This window comes from Hamadaea tsunoensis DSM 44101 (assembly GCF_000428945.1).
Lineage (GTDB): Bacteria > Actinomycetota > Actinomycetes > Mycobacteriales > Micromonosporaceae > Hamadaea > Hamadaea tsunoensis.
On sequence record NZ_AUAX01000008.1, the window covers coordinates 175,181 to 196,883 of the forward strand.

General features: G+C 70.0%; 18 protein-coding genes. 10 read left to right on the top strand and 8 right to left on the bottom strand.

Features of this window, described 5'->3' with window-relative positions; translation table 11 throughout:
• Positions 1–364 precede the first annotated feature (364 nt).
• Complete coding sequence (locus tag G401_RS46265) at positions 365–1,297, top strand: serine hydrolase (protein WP_157545809.1); 933 nt, start codon at positions 365–367, stop codon at positions 1,295–1,297.
• A gap of 15 nt (positions 1,298–1,312) precedes the next feature.
• Positions 1,313–1,771 (top strand): type II toxin-antitoxin system PemK/MazF family toxin, encoded by a 459-nt coding sequence (locus G401_RS46270; protein ID WP_051366741.1) that lies wholly within the window; start codon positions 1,313–1,315, stop codon positions 1,769–1,771.
• A gap of 1,156 nt (positions 1,772–2,927) precedes the next feature.
• Here G401_RS46270 and G401_RS46275 read toward each other — a convergent pair.
• The 6 genes from G401_RS46275 to G401_RS0117045 form a co-directional block, all read right to left on the bottom strand.
• A complete protein-coding gene (locus tag G401_RS46275; RefSeq protein WP_051366742.1) occupies positions 2,928–3,353 on the bottom strand; it encodes a DUF3995 domain-containing protein in 426 nt (141 codons plus the stop codon).
• 46 nt (positions 3,354–3,399) lie between these two features.
• Positions 3,400–3,843 (bottom strand): hypothetical protein, encoded by a 444-nt coding sequence (locus G401_RS46280; RefSeq protein WP_051366743.1) that lies wholly within the window; start codon positions 3,841–3,843, stop codon positions 3,400–3,402.
• On the bottom strand, positions 3,840–4,346 hold the full coding sequence (locus G401_RS0117025) for an RNA polymerase sigma factor (RefSeq protein ID WP_027343458.1): 507 nt from the start codon (positions 4,344–4,346) through the stop codon (positions 3,840–3,842). The genes G401_RS46280 and G401_RS0117025 overlap by 4 nt, the downstream gene beginning before the upstream one ends.
• Positions 4,336–5,343 carry an adenosine deaminase gene (locus G401_RS0117030; RefSeq protein ID WP_027343459.1) on the bottom strand — a complete coding sequence of 336 codons (1,008 nt, stop codon included), beginning with the start codon at positions 5,341–5,343 and terminating at the stop codon, positions 4,336–4,338. The genes G401_RS0117025 and G401_RS0117030 overlap by 11 nt, the downstream gene beginning before the upstream one ends.
• Positions 5,344–5,684: 341 nt before the next feature.
• Positions 5,685–7,058, bottom strand: coding sequence for a phenylacetate--CoA ligase family protein (locus tag G401_RS46285; RefSeq protein ID WP_051366744.1), 1,374 nt, complete (start codon positions 7,056–7,058; stop codon positions 5,685–5,687).
• Between the two features lie 78 nt (positions 7,059–7,136).
• Complete coding sequence (locus tag G401_RS0117045; RefSeq protein WP_027343460.1) at positions 7,137–7,919, bottom strand: trans-aconitate 2-methyltransferase; 783 nt, start codon at positions 7,917–7,919, stop codon at positions 7,137–7,139.
• A gap of 291 nt (positions 7,920–8,210) precedes the next feature.
• Between G401_RS0117045 and G401_RS0117050 the strand changes: the two genes are divergently transcribed.
• From G401_RS0117050 to G401_RS0117065, 4 genes are all read left to right on the top strand, one after another.
• A complete protein-coding gene (locus G401_RS0117050; RefSeq protein WP_027343461.1) occupies positions 8,211–9,575 on the top strand; it encodes an ABC transporter substrate-binding protein in 1,365 nt (454 codons plus the stop codon).
• Between the two features lie 119 nt (positions 9,576–9,694).
• Entirely contained in the window at positions 9,695–10,702 is a 1,008-nt protein-coding gene (locus G401_RS0117055) for a carbohydrate ABC transporter permease (RefSeq protein ID WP_051366745.1), read from the top strand.
• Entirely contained in the window at positions 10,699–11,655 is a 957-nt protein-coding gene (locus G401_RS0117060; protein WP_027343463.1) for a carbohydrate ABC transporter permease, read from the top strand. The genes G401_RS0117055 and G401_RS0117060 overlap by 4 nt, the downstream gene beginning before the upstream one ends.
• Before the next feature lie 107 nt (positions 11,656–11,762).
• Positions 11,763–12,779: a LacI family DNA-binding transcriptional regulator gene (locus G401_RS0117065; protein ID WP_027343464.1), complete on the top strand. Its 1,017-nt coding sequence runs from the start codon at positions 11,763–11,765 to the stop codon at positions 12,777–12,779.
• 160 nt (positions 12,780–12,939) lie between these two features.
• Here G401_RS0117065 and G401_RS54770 read toward each other — a convergent pair whose 3' ends face one another.
• Together G401_RS54770 and glpK are read right to left on the bottom strand one after the other, a co-directional pair.
• Positions 12,940–14,748, bottom strand: a complete 1,809-nt coding sequence (locus G401_RS54770; RefSeq protein WP_084557276.1) for a CBM35 domain-containing protein — start codon at positions 14,746–14,748, stop codon at positions 12,940–12,942.
• A 493-nt stretch (positions 14,749–15,241) separates the two neighbouring features.
• A complete protein-coding gene (gene glpK, locus G401_RS0117075) occupies positions 15,242–16,726 on the bottom strand; it encodes a glycerol kinase GlpK (protein WP_211240762.1) in 1,485 nt (494 codons plus the stop codon).
• A 289-nt stretch (positions 16,727–17,015) separates the two neighbouring features.
• Here glpK and G401_RS0117080 point away from each other — a divergent pair, with 289 nt between their 5' ends.
• Genes G401_RS0117080 through G401_RS0117095 form a run of 4 tightly spaced genes read left to right on the top strand, consistent with a single transcriptional unit; the run spans position 17,016 to position 21,401 of the window.
• Positions 17,016–17,618: a TetR/AcrR family transcriptional regulator gene (locus tag G401_RS0117080; RefSeq protein WP_027343466.1), complete on the top strand. Its 603-nt coding sequence runs from the start codon at positions 17,016–17,018 to the stop codon at positions 17,616–17,618.
• Complete coding sequence (locus tag G401_RS0117085) at positions 17,615–18,883, top strand: MFS transporter (RefSeq protein ID WP_027343467.1); 1,269 nt, start codon at positions 17,615–17,617, stop codon at positions 18,881–18,883. Before G401_RS0117080 ends, G401_RS0117085 begins: the two co-directional genes overlap by 4 nt.
• Positions 18,880–20,115 (top strand): amino acid deaminase/aldolase, encoded by a 1,236-nt coding sequence (locus G401_RS0117090; protein ID WP_027343468.1) that lies wholly within the window; start codon positions 18,880–18,882, stop codon positions 20,113–20,115. The genes G401_RS0117085 and G401_RS0117090 overlap by 4 nt, the downstream gene beginning before the upstream one ends.
• A complete protein-coding gene (locus G401_RS0117095) occupies positions 20,112–21,401 on the top strand; it encodes a D-arabinono-1,4-lactone oxidase (RefSeq protein WP_027343469.1) in 1,290 nt (429 codons plus the stop codon). The genes G401_RS0117090 and G401_RS0117095 overlap by 4 nt, the downstream gene beginning before the upstream one ends.
• The last annotated feature ends 302 nt before the right edge of the window (positions 21,402–21,703 follow it).

A 21,703-nucleotide genomic window follows, 5' to 3' on the forward strand; every position in this document is an offset into this window, starting at 1 on the left:
CGATCCGCCCGCCACACGCCGCCGCGATCCGGCCGTGTCGCCCTGACTCCGCGCCCGTGACCCGGCGCCCGTGACCCGGCGCCGTGACTCCGCCTAGCGCCGCCGTGATCCCGCTTGGATCACGGTTGCGCACGTAATCATGGCCCAAGATTCGGCTGATTTCCCTGATCCAAGCGCGATCATGGCTGGGTGTGGGCCGGGGCCGCTGGGTGTCGGCCGGGGCCGCGGGGTGTGGGCCGGGGCCGCGGAGTGAGGGCCGGGGCCGCGGAGTGAGGGCCGGGGCAGGGACGCCGCGGGGACGCGTTCAGGGAGCTACCAGGTTGCGGCCAGGGATCGCTCAGAGCTATGGACGAGGCTAAGCGTCATGGAGGACCCCACGCACCCCCGCCTCAGCCGTCGCCGTCTCATGGGTCTGGTCGCCGGCGGCCTGACCGCCACGGCCGTGGGCGGCGTGGGCATCTTCGAGCAGCGCCGGGGCGACGCCGCCGGCCCCTCGGCCGCCCCCTCCTCGACAGCCGAACCCGTCGCCGGTACGTCGACGAAGGCGAGCGCCGTGCCGAAGCAACCCGCCGTGCACCCCGTCGTCAACCCGGCCACCCAGTCCGACACCTGGTACGCCTGGCAGTGGGTCAACCTCACGACGGGTGCGGCGTACGGGTCGGCGAACGCGCGTACCGAGACGAACAACACCGAGTCCATGGTGAAGGCCTGGCTCGGCGCGGATTACATCGCCGGGCTGGAGTCGGCCGGCGAGAGCCTCGGCGCCGCCGACAAGGCGCTGATCACCAAGATGATCCGGTCCTCGGACGACGCCGCGGCCCAGACCCTGTGGCAGCGCCGGGGCGGCGACGCGGCGATCGAGCGGCTGATCGCCGACTGCGGCCTCACGAACACCTCCGTCACGCCGGACTGGTGGTCGAAGACACAGATCACGGCGTACGACGCGACGAAGATGCTGCGCACGATCCTGAACCGGAGCCAGACCTCGCCCTGGACCGCGTGGCTCGTCGACGACCTCATGCGCTCCGTCGACCCGGGCGACGCCTTCGGCATCGCGCAGGTACTCGCCGAACTCGACCCCCAGGCCAAGCCCGCGGTCAAGAACGGCTGGACCGCGCACGGCGCCACCGGACTGTGGAACCTCAACTGCCTCGCCGAGTGGACGCCGACCGGCTCGTCGGACCGGATCGTGCTGTCGGTCCTGACCCGCTACCCGGTCGCGTACGGGCAGTCCTATGGCGAGAAGCTCTGCCGGGACGTCACCCGCCAGCTTTGCGGGACGTTGTTCGCGGCGTAGCGATAGGGTGCCGCCATGATCTGGTGGCTTCTCCTCGCCGTCGTCGTGATCGTCGTCGCTGTCGTCCTGCTGCGCCGACCGGCGACCTCGCGCCGTCGACCGGTCCCCAAGGCACCCCCGCGGCGGCCCGCCCCGCCGAGGCGCGCCCCCACCCTCGTCGGCACGCCCCGGCCTGGGGAGATCTGGTGGGCGGACGTTCCCTACGAGGACGGCACCGGACACAAGATCCGCCCCTGCCTCGTCCTGCGCGGCGGCGGGAAGTCGTTCGAGGTCCTCAAGATCACAAGTCAGGACCAGAGCGACCGCACCGACCATGTCCAGATCCCCACGAAGGCCTGGGATCCCGGCGCCGACCACAACAGCTGGCTGGATCTCACCGGTCCCATCCGCGTACAGGCTTCGTCCTTCGAGGACAAGGCAGGGCTGCTCGACGCCACCATCTGGCGCAAGGTCCGCCGCCTCCACAATGTCTAGATCACTCTCTCTATAAAGACGTTGTCCCGGGTTCGTCGATCTCACCTCCGCTCCTCCCGCGGGAGACCGTTCCGCCCCTATCGCTTCGCTCCGGGGACTCCACTGCCACCTGAGTGGGGCGACGCATCCTTCACCGTCGTCCGGTCACCGTCTACCCCTTCACCCCGGCCTTTGTCGCGACTGTCCGACATGTGCGCCGGCGGCACCGCCAACGGGGTGATCGTTGACGGCTGCGGTGTAAATATGGCTGCCCTGCGCATGATCGTTTACGGTTGCGGAGCGCGCTGACCGGATCCGGCTACACCTGACGCGTCATCGATCATGCAGATCGGGCCGGAATTACACCTCAGCCGTAAACGATCAGCAGGTCGACGACGGCTGTCCACTGGGCGGAAGATCGTTCCCGCACCACGGACCCCGACCGGGGGCCGGACGGCTCGGACGTGATCCACAGCGGCCCGGATGTCGAAACGCACCTCTCGCCCATGATCCAAAGCGGTTCAGATGGAGGAAACTGGCCCACGGCTACATCTCAGCCGGACTGGATCGAGGGAGCGGCCCGAAAACTACATCCCACCCGCAAACGATCACCGCAGCCCTGATTCGGCGCCGCCGTGCAGTGCGGTCAGGTCGCCGATCCGTGGGCGATCTTGACGGATGTCCGGTTGCCCCCGCAGTTGATCTCTTCCGACGTCGACAACCGGACATCCGTCAAGATCCCCGACCCGATGGGCCACCACATCGACCACCCCCGAATACCCATATCGGACAGTCACGACAAAGTCGCATAGGGATGCGAGACGCCGAACACGGTGACAGCGACAGAAGCGCGGCCAGCGACCGGGGCGAAGCCGCAGCGTACCGGGGGTGACGCCGGCGACCCGAGGGTGAGGCCGGCGACCCGAGGGTGAAGCCGGCAGCTCGGGGTGAGGCCTCGATCCTCCATCGGCGACGATCTTGCACGAATGTCCGCCCCCCAGCCGCGACGATCTTGCGCGAATGTCCGGGCATTTCCCGTATTCCGGACGAAACTCCGGGCATTCGCGCAAGATCGTCGGGCAGGGCCGGACAGGTCGGACGGGGCGCGGAGGGCCGGCGGGTCGCGGCGAGCCGGCGGATCGGACAGTCGCGACAAAGGCCAGAGGGGGCGAAGGGATCAGTGGGCTGCCAGGAGGGCTGCGCCGGCCAGGACCAGGCAGAGCGGCGTGTACGCGACGATGTTGAGACGGTGGAAGATCGTGCCCCGTTGCGAACCGATGCCGGCCGCCCAGACGAAACCGGCCAGTGCTCGCAGTCCGGCGCCCGCCGCGACGGCGTACGCGCCGGTCGTGGTGATCCAGTGGGGAACCGCCGGGCCGATTCCGGCGCGGTCGGCCAGCAGCACCGTTCCCCCGGTCAGGATGGCGATCAACGTGATGAGTACGCGTGGCGTGAACGGATAGTCGGCGTTGAGGACGGCGTGCGACAGGGTCTTCGTGTCCGGGGCCGGCCAGGTGCGGCCGGTCAGCCAGTAGACGTGGACGAGGGCGTCGGCGGTCAGGATGGCGGCGGCGGTGAGGGCCGCGGTCTGCGTGATCTCCATGCCCGACAGAGGCGGCAAGACGGCCCGCACTATCCCGTGAGGACGGTCACACGTCGCCGAAGCGCTTCTCGAAACGGTGGAGGGTACGCGCGGCCAGCCGGCCGTGCAGGGGCCGTAGCAGCCGGCGGCCGGGCAGCCGCAGCCCGGCCAGATACGCGAACCGGGTGCCCTCCGTGGCCGCCGGGGCGAGGGCCATGCCGAAGACGAGCAGCCTGCTCTGCATGAGGCACCAGCCGGGGCGCAGCACGAGATCGAAGGGCGCCCGCAGGCCGGAGTAGCCGTGGACGAGGACGCGGCCGGGTCCGATGTGGCGGATGCTCCGCACGTCCGGCACGAGTCCGGGGAAGGTCCGTTCGACGTCGCTGAGCTGCGCCCACACCTCGTCGAACGGCTGCGCGAGGGTGGTTTCGGCGTACAGGGTGCCGGGCAGGGCGCCGTGCAGCACCCGCAGGCGCCGCAGCGTGTCGAGTTCGGCCACCGGCCAGGTCATGGCTCCTCCGCCCAGGCTCGCCGGAAGCCGCGCCGGGCCCGGAACAGTCGTGATCGGACGGTCCCCACCGGTACGCCGAGCTGCTCGGCCGCCTCGGCCTCGTCCAGCCCTTCGAGATCGCGGAGGGTGAGGACGGCCCGGTGTTCCGGCGACAGCCGGCCCAGCACGTCGCGGACGTCCGAGGCGAGGGTCGTGTCGCCGGGCTCGGGCAGCTCGGTCAGCTCGGCCGGCATGTCACGAGCGGAACGGCGGGCGACCCGGACCGCCTCGCGGACGGCGATCGTGCGTACCCAGCCGAAGAGGGCGGCCGGCTCGCGCAGTTCGCCGAGCCGGCGCAGCACCACGATCAGCGTCTCCTGCACGGCGTCCGGGCCGTCCGCGAGGGCGATCGGGCCGCAGAGCCGGCCGACGTACGGCGTGAGCACCGTGATCAGCTCGTCCAGCGCCGGCAGGTCGCCCGCCTGGGCGCTGCGGACCAGCCGCGCCTGGAGGTCAGCGTCCACCCGCGTACGCGTCGATCTCGGCCAGGATCGCCGACTTGGCGGCGTCGGACGCGAACGACTGGCGTACGCCGGCGCGGGCCAGGTCCGCCACGCCGGACTCGTCGAGGCCGAGCAGGCGGGCGGCGACGGCGTACTCGTCGCCGAGGGTCGTGGAGAACATGGGCGGGTCGTCGGTGTTGATGCTGACCGGTACGCCGGCCGCGACGATCTGCGGCAGCGGGTGCTCGTCCAGCGAGGCGACCGCGCGGGTGCACACATTGGACGTCGGGCAGATCTCCAGCGGGATCTGGTGCTCCGCCAGGTGTTCCAGCAGCGCCGGATCCTGCGCCGCCCGGATGCCGTGGCCGATGCGCTCGGCGCCGAGCAGGCGTACGGCGTCCCAGACCGCCTGGGCGTCGGTGGTCTCCCCGGCATGCGGGTTGCTGTGCAGGCCGGCCGCCCGGGCCTGGTCGAAGTATCGCTGGTAGGGCGCGCGGGGGCCGTCCGGTCCGCCGAGGCCGAAGCTGATCAGGCCGTCCGGCCGCTGCTCCAGCGCGATCGCCAGGGTGCCCTGGCCGGCACCCATCCCCTCGGCCTCGCTCGGGATGTCGAAGCACCAGTTCAGGGTCAGGTTCAGGTCGCGGGCGGCGGCCGCGCGGGCGTCCTCGATCGCCTCGCAGAAGGCCTCGGCCGGGATGCCCCGCTTCACGCTCGACCAGGGGGTCACGGTCAGCTCGGCGTAGCGGACGTTCTGGGCGGCCAGATCCTGCGCGACGCCCCAGGTCAGCGTACGCACGTCCGCGGCGTCGCGGATCAGGTCGACGACGCTCAGGTAGACCTGGATGAAGTGCCCGAAGTCGGTGAAGCTGAAGTACTCCGCGAGCTTGTCCGGGTCGGCCGGGACCGGCGAGGTGCCCTCGTGCCGGGCGGCGAGCCGGGCGACCGTCTGGGGCGAGGCCGAACCGACATGGTGCACGTGCAGCTCTGCCTTGGGCAGGCCGGCGATGAACTCCCGCATGAGGCGATCATATGCGGACCCCCGGACACCGCTCAGGCGCACGTCGCACACCGTGTACGCCGCCCGCTCCGCCCCGGTTTACGACGACCGCCACCGCCCTTATCGTCGTTGTCAGGGACGAAAAGGCCGTCCCCGGGTAACAGCCCACGAGTAACGGGGAGGTGCGCCCCTATGACCGTACAGGAGCAGTCGCCACAGGATCAGTCCAAGCAGGAACGGATCGACCGGATCGAGAAGATCGAGATGTCCGCCGACGCGGTCTTCTGACACCGTTCGTTCCCCGACGAAGTCCCGGCTTCTGACGACCCCTCCTGAGCGGTGTCGCGCGGACGCGGCACCGCTCAGCCCGAAGCACCCTCAGGCTCGTCCACCAGCGAATCGTCCACCAGGGAGATGAACTCCTCCATCTTCCGGGCGCCCCGCCGGACGAACGCGCCGTCGGCCCGAAGCTCCACGCGTACTCCCGGATCGAGGGCGTGGACCGCGGCCGCGGCCTGATCGCGGGCCTTCTCCAGCGCGGCGGCCGTGGTCTGCGGCAGCGGCGCCACGATCAGCTCGACGAGGTCCGGCCGGCGCTGGATGATCTGGTAGCGGGCGAGCGGCACGGCGAGCAGCGGCAGCGCGAGCGCGCGGACGCCCAGCAGGATCCCGCCGGCCAGCCGCAGCCGTCCGGGCTCGCGCCCGGCGACCAGGCGCAACGCGCGGTGCGGGCGCCCGCAGGCACAGGGCTCGGCGCTGAGCGCGCCGAGATCCCCGGTGCGGTAGCGCAGCAGGGGTTGCGCGCGGTTGATCAGGTTGGTGACCACGATCTCCCCGATGCCGCCGCCGGGCACCGGCGCGCCGGCCTCGTCCAGCACCTCGACCCAGAGCCGCTCCCCCTCGATGTGGTACGCGCCGCGGGCGCACTGGGCGGCGATCGTGCCGACCTCGCCCATCCCGTACGAGTCGCGGACGGGTGCCTCGAAGAAGGCGGCCAGCCGCTCGGCGGCCGCGGGCGTGAGCCGTTCGCCCCAGGTGGAGACGATCCCGGGGGCGGGGAAACCGCGGCCGCCGTGCGCGGTGAGCAGGTCGGCGAGCTCGAGGCAGCGGGTGGCGTGGCCGACGATCGCCTGCGGCCGGTAGCCGCGGACGCGGTCGACGACGTCCACCCAGTACGCCTCGTCGCCCACCGCCCCGAACTCGGCGATCCGCGACAGCCCGTACGCGGGCGCGGTGTACTCGAACCACCGGTCGAGGGCCGAGTGGAACGGGTACAGGACGCGCCGGTCGAGCGGCAGGCCGTGGTCGTGCGTACGCACCATCCCCAGCGCGTACGCGTGGGCGAGATGCTCGAAGTCGTGCACGATCCGCAGCGGTTCGCCGGTGGTGCCCGAGGTCTGCACGGAACGGCAGCGGTCCGGGTCGATGCCGTCGTCGCAGTGGTCGGCGAACCCGGCCCGCAGGTCGGCCTTGGCGACGGTGGGCAGCGCGGCGAGGGCCGCCCAGGGATCGCCGGGATCCCCCACCCGCCCCCGGTACGCCGGGACGGCGGCCGCGACGTGCGTCAGCATCGCCCGCAACCGTCCCGTCTGGAGTTCCCGGAGCGACGCGGCGGTCTCGTCGCGGCGGCGGTACTCCTGGTAACGGGCGTAGATCTCCGGGAAGAGGTGCGCCTGGAAGATCATCTCGCCGCGGTAGACGCGGATGCGCTCCTCGACCGCGGCCCTCTCCGGCACGGTGTCACAGTAGTCGCCGCCGCCGGGCGTGGGCCATGGCGGCGGCGGTCATTCACCCGCCCTCGTTACAGGCTCTCGCTACAGGCCCTTGCGGCCGACGACGAAGATCCGGCGGAACGGGAAGATCACCACTCCGCTCTCCACCGGGTACGCCTTCTCCAGCTTCCCGGTCAGCTGTTCCCGGTAGGCCTGCCAGAGTCCGGGGTCCCCGCCGAGCGCCGCCTTGACCGGCCGCAGCGCGGTGCCCTCCATCCATCGCAGGACCGGGTGCACGTCGTCGGCGGCCGGCAGCTGGTGCAGATAGGTCGTCTCCCAGACATCTCCCGCCAGCCCGTACGCGAGGAGGTCGCGCGCGTACTCGGCCGGTTCGGCGACGGGGATGTCGTCCCGGACGGCCGGGCCGAGCCGCGGCCGCCACTCCGGCGACTCGTTGAGCTCCCGCGCGAGCAGATGCGACGACCCCGAGAAGTTCCCCGGCACCTGGTACGCGATCCACCCGCCCGGCTTCAGCGCGGCGGCCCAGCGGGCGAGGAGGTCCCGATGGCCGGGCACCCATTGCAGGACCGCGTTGGACACGATCACGTCGACGTCCGGGTCCGGCGTCCAGTCGAGCACGTCGGCCACGGCGAAGTCCACATCGGACCCGAGCTCGCGGGCGGCGGCGATCATCTCGGCGGACGAGTCGAACCCCGAGATCCGGGCGGCCGGCCAGCGCCGGGCCAGGGTGGCGGTCAGCGTGCCGGGACCGCAGCCGGCGTCGACGACACGGGCGGGGCGTTCGGCGTACACCCGGCCGATCAGGTCGAAGAAGGGACGGGAGCGCTCGTCGCCGTAACGCTGGTAGACCTGGGGGTCCCACATGATCATTTCCTCCCGGTTCAACAAACCGTACGTACGTCTTGTTTCTATCACGCCATCGTACGCCCGCGCCAGGGGCGTGGGAGCGTTCCCGGGTTTAACAGGCTGGTCAAGGTCCATTTTCCGAACCGTTACATTCGTGATCTCCCGATAGCGCTGGACAGGACCGGCCGCAAGCGCTTACATGGTCTTGACCGCACCTTCGTTCGGGCATCGGATCGCAGGTCGTCCCGCGGTCGTACTGGGTTTGACCGACCTGCGAGTCAGTCCGCCCTGGCAAGGAGGACAACGCACATGCATATTTCCGCACGCCGCCGGGCGCTCGCGCTCTTCGCGCCGGCAGCCGCGCTGGCCCTCGTGGCCGCGTGTTCCAACACGCCGAGCAGCAACTCGGCAAGCCCCGTCCCGACGCTGACCGGTGACTGCGCCAAGTACCAGGCGTACGCCGGCCACGCGGGCACCAAGGTCACGATGTTCGCGTCGATCATCAGCCCGGAGTCGGACTCGCTCCAGAAGTCGTGGGACGAGTTCAGCAAGTGCACCGGGATCTCGATTGCCTACGAAGGCTCGAACGACTTCGAGTCGCAGCTGCCGGTCCGCGTCAGCGGCGGCAACCCGCCGGACCTCGCGGTCATCCCGCAGCCCGGCCTGCTCCAGCAGATGGTGAAGACCGGCAAGGTGGCGAAGCCGTCGGCGGAGACCGTGGCGAACGTCGACAAGTACTGGAACAAGGCCTGGAAGCAGTACGGCACCGTCAACGACACCTTCTACGCCGCGCCGATGAGCGCGAACATGAAGTCGCTGGTGTGGTACTCGCCGAAGGCGTTCACCGCCGCCGGCTACCAGGTGCCCACCACGTGGGCCGACATGATGTCGCTCAGCGACAAGATCGCGGCCAAGGGCGGGGGCGTCAAGCCCTGGTGCGGCGGCATCGGATCCGGCACCGCGACGGGCTGGCCGGCGACCGACTGGCTGGAGCAGGTCGTGCTCCGCGAGAACGGCGGCCAGGTCTACGACGACTGGGTGGCGCACAAGGTCAAGTTCAGCGACGCCCCGATCACCGGGTCGATGCAGACCATGCAGAACTGGATGCTCAACCCGAAGTACGTCAACGGCGGCTTCGGTGACGTCAAGTCGATCGCGACGACGACGTTCCAGGACGCCGGCAAGCCGATCCTGACCGGCAAGTGCTACATGCTGCAGCAGGCGTCCTTCTACGGCGCACAGTGGCCGAAGGGCACCAAGGTGGCCGAGGACGGCGACGTCTTCGCGTTCTACCTGCCGGCCATCAAGAGCGACGTCACCACCCCGGTCATCGGCGGCGGCGAGTTCGTGACCGCGTTCTCGAACCGTCCCGAGGTTCAGGCCGTGCAGAACTACCTGTCCACCCCCGAGTGGGCGACCAGCCGGATCAAGGTCGCGACGGGCTGGGTCTCCGCCAACAACGGCGCCGACCAGAGCGCGTACACCGACCCGATCGACAAGCTGTCGGCGAAGTACCTGACCGACTCCAGCGCGACCTTCCGGTTCGACGCCTCCGACCTGATGCCGGCCGCGGTCGGCGCGGGCGAGGAGTGGAAGCAGATGACCGCGTGGTTCGCCGAGGGCAAGTCGATCACCGACGTGACCAAGGCGATCGACCAGGCCTGGCCGAACTGACCAGCCGCCTGATGTGATCTGATTCGCCGCGGCCCGGCCCCGCCGGGCCGCGGCATTTCCCTCATGAGAAGTTCGACTCCCCTCACCCGGCGCCGTGGCCGACAAGGAGGTACGGTCTGATGCCCGGCATCCACACCATGTTCGAAGCCTCCACGCTGTCCGACGCGGTGACGAAACTGCTCAACACGTTCGGCGCGGTCGCTGGTTTCCTCGCGATCCTGCTGATCGTCTTCTACGCGGCGGGCCGCGCGACCGGCAAGATCTCCCGCCCGCTGACCATCCTGGTCTTCCTCGGCCCGGCGGTGCTGCTGATCCTGATCGGCCTGATCATCCCCGCCGCCCGCACGATCTGGCTGAGCACGAAGAGCGACGACAGTACGCGCTTCCTCGGCGCCAAGAACTACACGTGGGCGTTCACCTCCGACTCGATCCACCAGGTGCTGCTGAACACGCTGCTCTGGATCATCGTGGCGCCGATCGTGACCACCGCGCTGGGCCTGTGCATCGCGCTGCTGGTCGACCGGCTGAAGAACGAGGCGGTCTACAAGTCGCTGATCTTCATGCCGATGGCGATCTCGTTCGTCGGCGCGAGCATCATCTGGCGCTTCATCTACGAGACCCGCGACTCCAGCCAGCCGCAGATCGGCCTGCTCAGCCAGACCGTCATGGCGCTGGGCTGGAAGCACCCGCCGAACTGGATCCTCAGCCACCCGCTGAACAACTTCCTGCTCATGGTGATCATGATCTGGGTCCAGACGGGCTTCGCGATGGTCGTGCTGTCGGCCGCCATCAAGGCGATCCCGGCGGAGATCATCGAGGCGGCGAAGGTCGACGGCGCGCGCGGCGGCAACCTGTTCTTCCGCGTGACGGTGCCGATGATCCGCAACACCCTGATCGTCGTCCTGACCACGGTCATGATCACGACGCTCAAGGTGTTCGACATCGTCCGCACGATGACCGGCGGCAACTTCGGTACGCAGATCCTCGCCAACGAGATGTACTCGCAGTCGTTCGTGCAGTTCAACATCGGCCGGGGCAGCGCGCTCGCGGTGATCCTGTTCGTCGCGGTCCTGCCGCTCGTCGGCTACAACATCGTCCAGCTGCGGAAGGAGCGTGGAAACCGATGACCACCGTCGAGGAGCCCACGGCCGCCCCGGACCCGGCGCAGCCCGCCACCAGCTCCGGCAAGGTACGCAAGGCGTTCTCCAGCCCGCTCGCGTCGATCTTCATGATCGTCGTGACCGTGTTGTGGACGATCCCGACGATCGGCCTGCTCGTCACGTCCGTACGCCCGGCCGGCGACGTCGCGCTGACCGGCTGGTGGACGGTCTTCACGCACCCGTCCTTCACCCTCGAGAACTACCACAAGGTGCTGTTCGAGAGCAGCTTCGGGTCGAGCGGCGGCATGCTGCCCTACCTGGTGAACTCGCTGGCGATCGCCATCCCGGCGACCATCTTCCCGCTGGCCCTGGCCTCGATGGCCGCGTACGCGCTGGCGTGGGTGCGGTTCAAGGGCAGCGACACGATCTTCTTCGCGATCTTCGCGCTGCAGATCGTGCCGTTGCAGATGGCGCTCATCCCGCTGCTGCAGCTGTTCAACGGCGGCGCGCACATCGGCAGCGTCACCATCATCCCGGCGCCGAATCTCGGCGGCACCTACGTGCCGGTGTGGCTCGCGCACACGATGTTCGCGATGCCGCTGGCGATCTTCCTGCTGCACAACTTCATCGCCCAGCTGCCCCGGGACGTCATGGAGGCGGCACAGGTCGACGGGGCCAGCCACTTCAAGATCTTCCGGACCATCGTGCTGCCGCTGGCGGCGCCGGCGCTGGCCTCGTTCGCGATCTTCCAGTTCCTGTGGACCTGGAACGACCTGCTCGTGGCGCTGACCTTCGTCGGCGGCACGGCGGACGTGGCCCCGCTGACCGTACGCCTGTCGCAGATGGCGGGCTCGTTCGGCCGCAGCTGGGAGGTGGTGACAGCGGGCGCGTTCATCTCGATCGTCGTCCCGCTGATCGTCTTCTTCTCGCTGCAGCGGTACTTCGTCCGCGGCCTGCTGGCCGGGTCGGTCAAGGGCTGACCGTGTTCGCGGGGCCGGACCGCACCCGGTCGGTCCGGCCGCGCGAACCGTCAGGGCCCGTCTCGCGGATCATTCGTGGTCCGGGCGAGCGGCCCTAGGGAGGCACCATGGCGAAGATCGACGATGTGGCCCGGCTCGCCGGCGTCTCGACGGCGACCGTCTCCCGGGCCCTGCGCGGCCTGCCGATGGTCTCCGAGGAGACCCGCCAGCGCGTGGCGGCCGCCGCCACCACACTCGGATATGTCGCGTCGCCCAACGCGTCCCGGCTGGCCGGCGGCCGCACGGGCAACGTCGGGCTGGTCGTACCCCGGATCACGCGCTGGTTCTTCGCGACCGTCGTCGAGGCGGCCGAGGAGACCCTGCACCATGCCGGCTGGGACCTGCTGCTGTACAACCTGGGCGGGCGCGAGCAGGCCCGGCGCGACCTGTTCAGCGGGTACGCCCTGCACAAACGCGTGGACGCCGTCATGCTCGTCGCCACCCCGCTCACGCCCGACGACTGCGACGCGGTCGTGCGGCTCGGCGTACCGGGGGTGACGGTCAGTTCGGGCACACCTGTCGCGGGCTGGCCGAGCATCCGGATCGACGACGTCGGCGCGGCGCGTACGGCCATGCGGCACCTGCTCGACCTCGGCCACCGCCGGATCGCCCACATCTCCGGCGACCCGAGCAGCGAGCTGGCCTTCACCACCCACCTCGACCGCCGCCGCGGCTACGAGCAGGCCCTGCAGCGCGCCGGCCTGCCGGTCGACCCCACCCTCGTCATCGACGCCGACTTCACGGTGCTCGGCGGCGAGGCCGCCACCGTCGAACTGCTGCGCCAGGACGATCCGCCCACCGCGATCTTCGCCGCCTGCGACGAGATGGCCTTCGGCGCCATCCGCGCGCTGCGGGCGGAGGGGTTGCGCGTACCGGACGACGTGAGCGTCATCGGCATCGACGACCACGACCTCGCCGCGGCACTCGGGCTGTCCACCGTCGCCCAGCCCGCCGCCGAGCAGGGCAACCGGGCGGCCCTGACGCTCGTGGCCCAACTGCTCGCCGGGCCACAGGAGCTCAGCCGCGCCGAGATCCTCCAAACCCGCCTCGTCGTACGCGAATCCACCGCCCCACCCCGCCCGTGAGGCGGCGCCACGGACCCCACCACCGGTCAGGCCGGCCACGCTCAGGGAAATGACGCGACCCGCGACGCCCGGCGGCGCACAAGATCCGCGACGAAGTCGAGGATCTCTGAAGCCGACGGGCGTTGCATAGAGGGTCGCGTCATTTCCCTGAGCCAGTGACTCAGCCGGTGAATTGCACGAAGATCTTCAGGAAGTCGTACTGCGACTGGGAGACGCCGCTGCAGGAGTCGCCGTCGGTACCGGTGCCGCAGGGCCGGTCCCGGTTGATCGACCAGTAGGTCAACCGTCCGATGTGGTGGGACTTCGCGTAGTTCAGGATCGTCGTGAAGTCCGCCGTCGACACCGTCTCGTCCGTCTCGTCCGTCTTGCCGTTCATCGACGAGATGCCGATGTGTGCGTACGCGACCGCGTCCGTGTAGCCGTACGCGGACTTGACGGCGTTCTTCAGGCCGTCGGCCGCCGTGACGGTGACCGAGCCCATCGAGCCGGAGTGGCCGCCGAAGTCGAACGGCATGATCGACCAGACGTCGTTGGCCAGGCCGGAGTTCGCCCCGCGCGTGATCATGTCGACGCCGGTCGAGTCGGGCCCGCTGGTCGCCACACCGAACGTGACGACCGTCTTGATACCCGGGTTGTTGGTCTTAATGATCTTCAGGGCGTCGATGACCCGCTGGCGTACCGTGGCGCTCGCCCACTCGGTGTCCTCGATGTCGATGTCGATCGCCTTCAGGCTGTACGCGTTGATCACCTTCTGGTACGCCCCGGCCAGCGCCGACGCCGAGCTGCAGTGCTCACCGAGCTTGGCACCGCTGTAGCCGCCGAACGACGGGATGACGTCGCCACCCGCGGCCCGGATCGCGTTGATCTTCGCCTGGTCGTCCCCGCCGGTCAGCGGCCGCGACCCGTCCCAGGCCGGGTTGCAGGTGCCGTCGGACAGGATGAACGCCAGCGTGAACCACTTGACCCCGGTCGCCGACATGACGCTCGTCGGGTTCTGCGGGTTGCCCCAGCCGAAGTACTCGTAGGGCGCGACCGCGAAGCCCGGCGTACCCGAAGTGGGGCTGGGTGACGGGCTCGGCGACGGGCTCGTGGTGCCGCCGGCGGCGACGGTGATCTTGTCGAGGTTGGGGCCGCCGTTCGCGGTGGTGGCGGTGGCGCGGACCGTGTTGGCGCCCGCGGCGAGGGTGACGGTGACCGCCTTGTCGACCCACGTGTCCCAGTTCGTGGTCGCCGGGAAGCTCACCCCGGTGGCGACGTCCGTGCCGTTGACCGCGATCGTCATCGGCCGGTCCACCGTCGTCCCGTTGCTGTACCGCAGCGTCAGCGTGTAGGTCCCCGCCGTCGCCACGGTCACGCCGAACTGCGTGTACGAGCCGGTCACGTTGGTGTAGTCGACGAAACCGGTCCCCGTGTAGCCCGTGTGGTTCGTGGCGACCGCGGCCTGCGACAGCGTCGCGTCCTCGGCCTGGTACACGTTGGACGCCACCGCCACGTCGAAGTCCACGTAGTCGAGGTTCGGGTTGCCGTTCGCCGTGGTGGCCGTCAGGCGTACCGTGTTCGCGCCCGCGTTCACCGGCGCGGTGACCGTCTTGGTGGTCCAGGTGTCCCAGTCGGTCGTCGACGGGAAACTCGCCCCCGTCGCCACGGCCGCCCCGTTGACCGTGATCGTCGACGGCCGGTCGACCGTGGTGCCGTTGCTGTAACGGATGCCGATGGTCCCGGTCCCGGCGCTCGCGGCGTTGAGGGTGAACTCGGTGTAGCTGCCCGCGGCGTTGTCGCCGTTGACGAAACCGGTCCCGGAGAAGTTCAGGTGGTTCGACTCCACGACACCCTGGCTGATGGTCGCGCTTTCCGCCTCGTACCGGGTCGGGGCGGCGTACGCGCCTCCGGACAGGAAAACGGTCGCACCCAGGGCCCCGGAGGCCGCGACGGAAGCGGCGACCAGCGCCGCGGCGGTCCGTCTGTTCATCTCTCACCTCGGATTGTTAGGAAGATTGCCTAACTGTTCTCGGAGATAAGACCACCCGGAACGCCGCACGTCAATACCGCGATACCTCGATCTCCGAGACGGACCGTTCAGACGAGGCGCACGGGATGAGACCGTTTCCCGTTCAGGAACCGCAGCCGATCATGCGCCATCTTCAGAAACCACCACCTCAGCCGTAAACGATCAAGAAAACGGCGACTTCGGTCCACTTGCCGGAAGCTCCTTCCCGCAGCCCGGACCACAGGCGGCAGCGGAGCGGCTTGGGCGTGATCCACAGCGGCCGCGATGTAGAAATCCAGCCTCCGCCCAAGATCCAAAGCGGTCCAGATGCAGAAACCGGCCTCCACCTACATCCCAGGCGCAAATGATCGAGGCCGCAGGCCCCGCAACTACATCCCACCCGCCAACGATCACCGGCCCCGGCCATCTCGGACAGCCGGGACAAAGGTCAGAGCGCAGGACGCCAGCCCTACCGTCACGGCGTCCAGTTCAGGGTGCGCTGGACCGCCTTGCGCCACTGGGCGAGTTCCCGCTCCCGGATCTCCCCCGCCATGAAAGGCTCCCAGCGCGCCGACTCCGTCCACTGTGCACGGAGAGTGGCGAGATCCGGCCAGTACCCCACCGCCAACCCGGCCCCGTACGCCGCGCCCAGGCTGGTCGTCTCGGCCACCTCGGGCCGCACGACCGGGACGTCGAGGACATCCGACAGGAACTGCATGAGCAATCCGTTGGCCGTCATGCCGCCGTCCACACGCAACTGTGTGAGGTCGACCCCTGAGTCCGCGTTCATGGCGTCGACCACCTCACGGGTCTGCCACGCGGTCGCCTCCAGCGCGGCCCGCGCGATGTGCGCCTTGGTGATGTACCCGGTGAGTCCGGCCAGAACCCCCCGCGCGTCGGCCCGCCAGTGCGGCGCGAACAGGCCGGCGAAGGCGGGGACCAGATAGCAGCCGCCGTTGTCGGGGACGGAGGCGGCCAGCGCCTCGATCTCGTCGGCGGAGGAGATCAGGCCGAGGTTGTCGCGCAGCCACTGGACGAGGGAACCGGTGACCGCGATCGAGCCTTCGAGGGCGTACACGGCGGGCGCGGTGCCGATCTGGTAGCCGACGGTGGTGAGCATGCCGTGGGCACTGACGACCGGGCGGGTACCGGTGTTGAGCAGCAGGAACGAGCCGGTGCCATAGGTGCATTTGGCCTCGCCGGGCGAGAAGCACGCCTGGCCGAACAGGGCCGCCTGCTGGTCGCCGAGCGCCGCGGCCACCGGTACGCCGGCCAGTTCGCCGCGGGCCTCGCCGTAGACCTCGACCGACGGGCGGATCTCGGGCAGCATCTCGCGCGGGATGCCGAGCGACGCCACGATGGCGTCGTCCCAGTCCAGTGTGGACAGGTTCATCAGGAGCGTACGGCTGGCGTTGGTGACGTCGGTCAGGTGCCGGCCGCCCTTGGGACCGCCGGTGAGGTTCCAGATCAGCCACGAGTCGATGGTGCCGAACAGGACGTCGCCGGAGGTGGCGCGCTCGCGCAGGCCGGGGACGTTGTCCAGCAGCCAGCGCAGTTTCGGGCCGGCGAAGTAGGTCGCCAGCGGCAGGCCGGTCTGCGGCCGGAACTGGTCGGGGTCGCCGAGGTCCCGCAGGAAGGCGTCGGTCCGCGTGTCCTGCCAGACGATCGCGTTGTGCAGCGGGCGGCCGGTCAGCCGGTCCCAGACCACCGTCGTCTCGCGCTGGTTGGTGATGCCGACGGCCTCCACGTCCGCCCGCGTCAGCCCCGCGCGGTCGAGCGCGCCGCCGACCACCTCGCGCACGTTGACCCAGATCTCCTCCGGGTCGTGCTCGACCCAGCCGGGCTGGGGGAAGATCTGCCGGTGTTCCCGCTGGTCCACGGCGACGATCCGGCCGTTCGCATCGAAGATGATGCAACGGGACGAAGTCGTGCCCTGGTCGATCGCCGCCACATAACGCACGCCAGCAGCATAAATTCCTACCCGAGATCGAGAAAAGCAGGTTCAAGATCAAGTTCAAGTTCAAGTTCATGTCCCGGGTCCGTCGATCTCACCTCCGCTCCTCCCGCGGGAGACCGCTCCGGCCCCTCCGCTGCGCTCCGAGGCCTCCACTGCCGGCACAGTGGGGCGAGCATCCTTCGCCGCGGTTCACTCACTCTTGTGAGCGGACGTGACCCGTGCCATAGTTCAACCTCACAAGACTGGGTCACTTGACCCAGTTCAGCGGTTGAGCAGCGGAAAGGGGCTTCGCATGGCGCGGATGGCGGTTGCCGAGCGCCGGGCCGCCCTGCTGTCGGCCGCCCTGAAAGTCATCTCCACGCACGGGGTCGCTGCGGCCACCACGCGGGCGATCACCGCCGAGGCGGGGATGTCGCTGGCCAGCTTTCACTACGCGTACCAGTCGCGGGACGAGTTGCTGGCGGAGCTGATCGCGTACGTGGTGGAGGAGGAGAGCACGGCCGCCGTCGCCACCCTCACCCCCGGCGCCGACCTGCCCACCACCATCCGGGACGGGCTGCACTCGTTCCTGCGGCTGCTGGCCGCCGATCCCGCCCGCGAGCAGGCCATGCTCGAACTCACGCTGTACGCGCTGCGTACGGGCGATCTGGGCGCGGCCGCCCGGGCCCAGTACGCGGCGTACTACAAGGCGGCCGGCGCGATCCTCGACGCCGCCGCGCAACTCACCGGGGCGACCTGGACCCGCCCGGTCGACGATGTCGCCCGGTTCCTCGTGACGCTCACCGATGGCCTGACCCTGGGCTGGCTGGTGCACCGCGACTGGGACGCCACCCTCCGCACAGCCGACTTCGCCGCGACCGCGATCGCGGCCCTTTCCGAAGGTTCCCAGGGATGACCGAGCTCGCTCCACCCGTCGAGACGGCGCCGTACGCCGAACCGGTCCGTGCGGTCTCCGGCCGCTGGATCAGCCTGTTCGCCACCGCGTGGCTGGGCATCTGGATGGCCCAGCTGACCCCGGTGCAACTGCTCCTGCCCGAGCAGGTCGAGGCCAAGCTGCCCGGCTCCGACTGGGTCGGCACCGTCATGGCGTTCGGCGTGATCTCCGGGATCGCCGGGCTCTTCTCGCTGGTCGCGTACCCGTTGACGGGGGCGCTGTCGGACCGCACGACGTCGCGGTACGGCCGCCGCCGCCCGTGGATGCTGGCCGGCGCGCTGCTGTTCGCCGCCTCCCTGCTGCTGCTCGGCCTGCAGTCGAACATCGTCGGCGTCGCCGTCTGCTGGGTCCTCGCGTCGGTCGGCTTCTGCGTGCTCACGTCGGCGCTCACCACGACGATCTCCGACCAGGTTCCGGTGTCGCAACGCGGCTACGTCTCCGGCTGGATCTCCGCGCCGCAGGCGATCGGGACGATCCTCGGCCTCGTCCTGGTCACGACGCTGTTCACCGGCCGCCTGCTCGGGTACGCGAGCATGGCCGTGCTCCTGATCGGTCTCGTGGTGCCGTTCGTCCTGCACACGCCGGACGCGACCCTGAACCGGGCGGAGCGGCCGCCGTTCACCTTCCGGGCGCTCGCGGCCGGGTTCTGGATCAGCCCGCGCAAGCACCCCGACTTCGGCTGGACCCTGTTCAGCCGGACCGTCGTGAACATCGGCAACGCGCTCGGCACGACCCTGCTGCTGTACTTCCTCAAGTTCCAGGTGAAGGTCGACGACCCGGACACGACGCTGATCTACCTGACGATGATCTACATGTTCTTCGTCATCCTGGCGTCGCTGTTCCTCGGGCGCCTCTCGGACCGGATCGGGCGGCGGAAGATCTTCGTCATCCTCGCCTCGGCCAGCCAGGCGCTCGCCGCGATCCTGCTCGCCTTCTTCCCCGTGCTGCCGGTGGCCATGCTCGGGGCGGGGCTGCTCGGGCTCGGCTACGGCTGCTTCCTGTCGGTCGACCAGGCACTGGCCACCCAGGTCCTGCCGGATCCCGCCTCGCACGGCAAGGACCTCGGCATCATGAACATCGCGACGGCCGTACCGCAGGCCATCGGGCCGCTGCTGGGCGCGTTCGTCGTCGCGTACGCGGGGGGATTCTCCGCGCTGTATCTGGCGGCCGGCGTCACCTCGATCATCGGGGCGCTCGCCGTCATGCCCGTGAGGAGTGTGCGATGACCGTCGACCTGCGGCCCGTGCCGGACAGCCGGCCCTGGACCGATCCGGCGGCGTACTGGACGGGTCTGGACAAGGCGACCGCCGACCTGGACCCGCCGTTCGCGGTGGCCCACCTCGGCGCGCTGCGCTTCAACGCGCACGACATGCTGCGGCGGGCGCACGGCGTACCCATCAGGGTGGCCTCGAAGTCGATCCGCAGCCGTGAGGTGATCGCGGCGCTGCTGGCCCTGCCGGGGTACGCGGGCGTGCTCGCCTACACGCTGCCGGAGGCGATGTGGCTCGCCTCCACTGTGGACGACGTTGTCGTGGGCTACCCGACCACGGACCGCGCGGCACTGCGTGAGCTGGGCCGCGACCCGGACCTGGCGCGGCGGGTGACCCTGATGGTCGACTCGGTGGCGCACCTGGACCTGATCGACGGCGCGATCCCGCCCGCGGCGCGCGAGACGCTGCGGCTGTGCATCGAGATCGACTCGTCCTACCGCAGCCGCCTGATGGGCCACGTGGGCGTCTGGCGCTCGCCCGTCCGCACGGCCGCCCAGTCGTCGGCGCTGGCCGCCGAGATCGCGCGGCGCCCGGGATTCACGCTCGTCGGCATGATGGGCTACGAGGCGCAGGTGGCCGGGCTGGGCAACGCGCCGAAGGGCAACCCGCTGCGCGGCCGGGTCATCCAGGCGCTGCAGAAGGCCTCGATGGCCGAGCTGATCGAACGCCGGTCCGCCGCCGTCACCGCCGTACGCGAGCTCGCCGACCTGGAGTTCGTCAACGGCGGCGGCACGGGCAGCCTGGAGGCGACCGGGAGCGACCCGTCGGTCACCGAGATCTCGGCCGGCTCGGGCCTGTTCGGGCCGCACCTGTTCGACAACTACGCGCACTTCTCCCCCGCGCCCGCCGCGGCCTTCGCCCTCTCGGTGGTACGCCGTCCGCAGGCCGACCGCGTCACCGTCCTCGGCGGCGGCTGGATCGCGTCCGGACCGCCGGCCGCCGACCGGCTGCCGCAGGTGGTCTGGCCGCAGGGGCTGAAGATGGTCGCCCGCGAGGCGGCCGGCGAGGTGCAGACCCCGCTCGTCGGCGCGCCCGCGGCCCGGCTCGCCCTCGGCGACCGGGTCTGGCTGCGCCACACGAAGGCGGGCGAGCTGAGCGAGCACGTCAACGAGCTGTCCATCGTGGACGGCGACACGGTGGCCGGCACGGTGCCGACCTACCGCGGCGAGGGAAAGGCGTTCCTGTGACCCACTGGCAGAACTGGGGACGCTCGGAGTCCGCCCGCCCCGTCCGCGTCACCCGTCCGTCCACACCGGACGACGTGGTGACGGTGATCGCCGACGCGCGCCGCGACGGCCTCGCCGTCAAGCCGGTCGGCGCCGGGCACAGCTTCACCGGCATCGCGGTCGCGCCCGGCGTACAGCTCGACATGGGCGCGCTGTCCGGCGTACTCGCCGTCGACGGCAACCGGGTCACCCTCGCCGCCGGCACCCACCTGCACCAGCTTCCCGCGCTCCTCGGCCCGCTCGGCCTCGCCCTGCAGAACATGGGCGACATCGACGCGCAGACCATCTCCGGAGCCACCTCCACGGGTACGCACGGCACGGGCGCGGCGTTCACCGGCCTCGCGGGCCAGATCCGGGCCGTCACGCTGGCGACCGCCGACGGCCGGCTGCTGAGGATCGACGAGCATCACGAGTGGTTCGACGCCGCCCGGCTCGGCCTCGGCGCCCTCGGGGTGCTCACCGACATCACGGTCGAATGCGTACCGGCGTTCAAGCTGTCCGCCGTGGAGAAGCCGGAGCCGCTGTCGGAACTGCTCGACACGTGGCTGGAACGGGCGGGCGCGCCCGACCACTTCGAGTTCTACTGGTTCCCGCACACCACCACGGCGCTCACCAAGACCAACACCCGCCTGCCGATGGACGCCGAGAGCCGCCCGCTCGGCACGGCGAAGCGCTGGCTCGACGACGAGTTCATGTCGAACACCGTGTTCCGCTGGGTCTGCGGCCTCGGCACGGCGGCACCGTCGCTCATCCCCCGTGTCAACCGGCTCGCCAGCCACCTCACCGGCCACCGAGCGTTCACCGACATCTCGACCTCGGTCTTCACCACCGAGCGACGCGTACGCTTCCGCGAGATGGAGTACGCCCTCCCGGCCGAGGTGGTGCCGGACGTGCTCCGGGAGATCTCGGCACTGATCGAACGCAAGGGCTGGCGCATCTCGTTCCCGCTGGAGATCCGCATCGCGGCGCCGGACGACATCTGGCTGTCCACCGCGCACGGGCGCCGGACGGGCTACATCGCGGTCCACCGGTACTTCAAGGAGGACCAGCACGAGTACTTCCGCGGCGTGGAGGAGATCTTCCGGGCGTACGAGGGACGGCCGCACTGGGGGAAGATCCACTACCAGGACGCCGACAGCCTCCGCAAGCGCTACTCGCGCTTCGACGACTTCGTAGCGGTACGCGACGCGCTCGACCCGGACCGCGTCTTCTCCAACCCCTACCTGGAAAGAGTCCTGGGCCTTTAAGTTCAAGATCAAATTCAAGATCTTCTTGTCCCGGGTTCGTCGATCTCACCTCCGCTCCTCGCGCGGGAGACCGTTCCGGCCCCTCCGCTGCGCTCCGAGGCCTGCACTGCCAGGTGAGTGGGGCGACGCATCGTCCGCCGCGGTCCGGTCACTCTCCACCCCGTCCTGCGGCTCTGTACTTCGCCGGGAGATCTTGAAGTCGGCGGTCCACAGCGGCGGGTCGGGTGACGCGTCGGGGGCGGCTCGGATCGGCGTGATCGAATACCGCTATTACGGCAGGACGGCACCCGCGTCCTTGATCG